The organism is Nocardia farcinica (assembly GCF_029867845.1).
Lineage (GTDB): Bacteria > Actinomycetota > Actinomycetes > Mycobacteriales > Mycobacteriaceae > Nocardia > Nocardia farcinica_A.
In genome coordinates this window covers 1-2907 of sequence record NZ_JARWRU010000249.1, presented here as the reverse complement: position 1 = coordinate 2907, position 2907 = coordinate 1, and the positions used below count along the sequence as shown (strand labels likewise).

Sequence of the window (2907 nt, the reverse complement as noted above, 5' to 3'; positions counted from 1 at the left end):
CAACTCCCCCCGCACCTGGTACCGGCCCGCCGGGCTCCATCCGGGGGGGCGGGCGCCCGCCTACTCCGCCTCCGGCGACACCGACCCGGCCATGGCCGGATTCAGCGGCCGCGACCCGCTGGGGGTGATGCGCGCGTACGTGCCCGATCTGCGGGCGGTCACCATGCTGCCCGGAGCGGGACACCTGTTGCCGCTCGAACGCGGTGACGAGGTGAACGCCGCGATCGTCGGCCATCTCCATGATCTGGGCTGAGGACCCGCGGGCCCGGACCGCGCATCCGGCTCAGGACGCCGAGGGAGGGGCTTCGCGGGCGCGTTCGGCGTCGCGGGCGATGAGGAAGTCGTCCACCAGCCGCGCGCACTCGCGCGGGCTGACCGTCTCCAGCCCGACGATCTTGGCGAACACGATGGGGCCGAGCAGTTGGGCCAGCGCCCTTGTGCGGTCGAAGTCGCCGAGGCGGGCCTTGGCCTCGGGGGTCTCGAGTACCCGGTCGAAGGGTGCGCGGTACTGCTCGACCAGCCGGGCGCGCAGCGAGTCGGTGGCCCCGCCGTCGGGACCGGAGTCGCGGCCCGCGGTGGCCAGCCACGCCAGGCTGCTCATGTGCAGCGGCGCCTCGTCGATGACGGCGACCTGGCGCACCAGCGAGGTGATCAGGCCCTCACGCAGGCCTGCGGGCGGCGCGGATTCGATGACCGGCGGCAGCAGTCGTTCCAGCGTCGCCGCCCGCAGGTGCCGTGCGCTGGCGAAATGCCGGTAGAGGGTGGTGCGGGCGACTTTCGACAGCCGGGTGACCGCCTCGATGGTGACCGCCTCGGGCCCACCGGATTCGAGCAGGGCGGTCGCGGCGTCCAGCAACCGCCTGCGCGAGCGTGCCACGCGCGGGTCGGGGGACTGGTCGGGGCCGGTGGTCATGGGGCGCGGTTCCTCTCCGCGGCGGGCCTGTCGAGGACAAGCCCACTTATGATACTGATGGTAGCGCTACGCTACTGATAGTACTGTTTCCGGCCGCCACCCGGGTGCCGGGTCGGTACCGATTCTCGGGAGGCGAGATGGACAGCACCGCGATCCGGTTGTCCGGCAGACAGTGGTGGCTCTTGATCGTGGCATGTCTCGGCGTGGCACTGGTGATCGCGGCGATGGCGGCGCTCTACACCGCCCTGCCCGAGATCGCCGCCGACACCGGGGCGACCCAGCAGCAGCTGACCTGGATCATCGACGGCTACACCCTGCTGCTCGCCTGCCTGGTGCTGCCGTGCGGCGCGCTCGGCGATCGCTACGGCCGCAGGCTGGTGCTGGTCCTCGGCCTCGTGGTGTTCTCGGTGGCCTCGGTCCTGCCGCTGGCGCTGGACACCCCGCTCTGGTTGATCGTCGCCAGGGCGCTGGCCGGTGTCGGCGCGGCGTTGGTGATGCCGTCGACCCTGTCGCTGCTGACGGCCAACTTCCCGCAGTCGCGCCGCTCGGCGGCCATCGCGACCTGGGCGGGCGTCGCCGGCGTGGCCGCGGTGATCGGCTTCCTCGGCTCCGGCGTGCTGCTCGAATACTTCTCCTGGCTCTCGATCTTCGTGGCGATGGCGATCATCAGCGTGGTGCTCGCGGTGGCCGGTTGCACCGTCATCGACTCGGCCGAGGACGAGCGACCGGCCATGGATCCGCTGGGCACGGTGTGCTCGGTGGCTGCCGTCGCGCTGTTGGTGATCGGGCTGATCGAGGGGCCGGTGCGGGGCTGGACGGATCAGGTGACACTGTCGGCGCTGGCAGGCGCCGTGCTCGCGGGACTGGGGTTCGTCTTCGTCGAACTGCGGGTGGCGCGGCCCCTGCTGGACGTGCGGCTGTTCGCGGTGCGCGGCTTCGGGGCGGGCTCGGTGGCCGTCGGCATGCAGTTCCTGGCCGCCTTCGGCACCTTCCTGCTGATCATGCAGTTCATGCAGTTGTTCCTCGGCTACAGCGCGCTGAAATCGGCGGTGGCGCTGGCGCCGATGATCGTGCCGATGGTGCTGCTGGCCATGGTCGCGCCCTATCTGGCCGAGCGCTTCGGGTTGCGGCTGCCGACCCTGATCGGTGTCGGCATGATCGGCGTCGCGCTGTTCGGCCTGTCCCGGCTGACGGCCGACAGCGGCTACACCGACCTGCTGTGGCCGCTGCTGGTGATGAGCAGTGGCCTCGGATTGAGTTCGCCGCCGGCGACCGCGGCCATCATCGCCAACACCCCGCCGGAAAAGCACGGCGTGGCCTCCGCGGTCAACGACGCGGCGCGCGAGGTCGGCGCGGCGATCGGCATCGCCGTCGCGGGCAGCGTGCTGGCCGCCGGTTACACCCACAAGATCGCCGCTGTCCTGCCGCAGCTGCCCGAGCAGGCGCGCGGGCCGGTCGAGGGGTCGCTGGCGGCGGCCATGGAGGTGGCCGAACAAGCTGGGCCGCAGGCCGATCCGCTGGTCGACGCCGCGCAGGCGGCCTTCATGCACGGTACGGGCAACGCGTCGCTGGCGCTGGGGGTGCTGACGGTCGTGGCCGCTGTGGCGCTCGGAGTGTGGGCGCCCGGCCGGGAGGCGCTCGCCGGCCCTGGCGTGCCGGTGAGCGATGCCGCCGGCTCGGCGCGCGAGGGCGACCGGGTCGCGGCCGTGCCGGCTGCCGGGAGCGCGGCGGACGGTGTGGCCGTGTCCGTCAGCGGTGCGGCCGGGAACGATTGAGCGCGGGCAACGAACGAGCGCGGGCAACGATCGAGCGCGGAAACGAGCGAGCGCGGGAAACGAATGGGCCGGGAACCGGTGCGCCGGGAACGGCCGAGCGGGATTCGTAGGTGGCGCGGGATTCGTAGGTGGGGCGGGGGCCCGGGTACCCCCGGGCCCCCCCCGCCCCCCCCCCCCCAGCCCCCCCGGCGTCAAGGGCCCCCCCCCCCCCCCGGGATG

At 72.9% G+C, this 2907-nt stretch carries 3 protein-coding genes; 2 read left to right on the top strand and 1 reads right to left on the bottom strand.

Annotation, left to right across the window (positions count from 1 at the left end):
• The coding region (locus QH283_RS05150) for an alpha/beta fold hydrolase (RefSeq protein ID WP_432420662.1) at positions 1-253 on the top strand (253 nt) is incomplete at its 5' end.
• Positions 254-283: 30 nt separating this feature from the next.
• Here QH283_RS05150 and QH283_RS05145 read toward each other — a convergent pair.
• Entirely contained in the window at positions 284-913 is a 630-nt protein-coding gene (locus tag QH283_RS05145; protein ID WP_280501864.1) for a TetR/AcrR family transcriptional regulator, read from the bottom strand.
• Positions 914-1050: 137 nt separating this feature from the next.
• Between QH283_RS05145 and QH283_RS05140 the strand changes: the two genes are divergently transcribed.
• Entirely contained in the window at positions 1051-2688 is a 1638-nt protein-coding gene (locus tag QH283_RS05140; protein ID WP_280501863.1) for an MFS transporter, read from the top strand.
• Positions 2689-2907 lie beyond the last annotated feature (219 nt).

Coding starts and splice junctions, on each gene's coding strand:
- QH283_RS05145 (WP_280501864.1), bottom strand. CDS start 913: ATGACCACCGGCCCCGACCAGTCCCCCGACCCGCGCGTGGCACGCTCG.
- QH283_RS05140 (WP_280501863.1), top strand. CDS start 1,051: ATGGACAGCACCGCGATCCGGTTGTCCGGCAGACAGTGGTGGCTCTTG.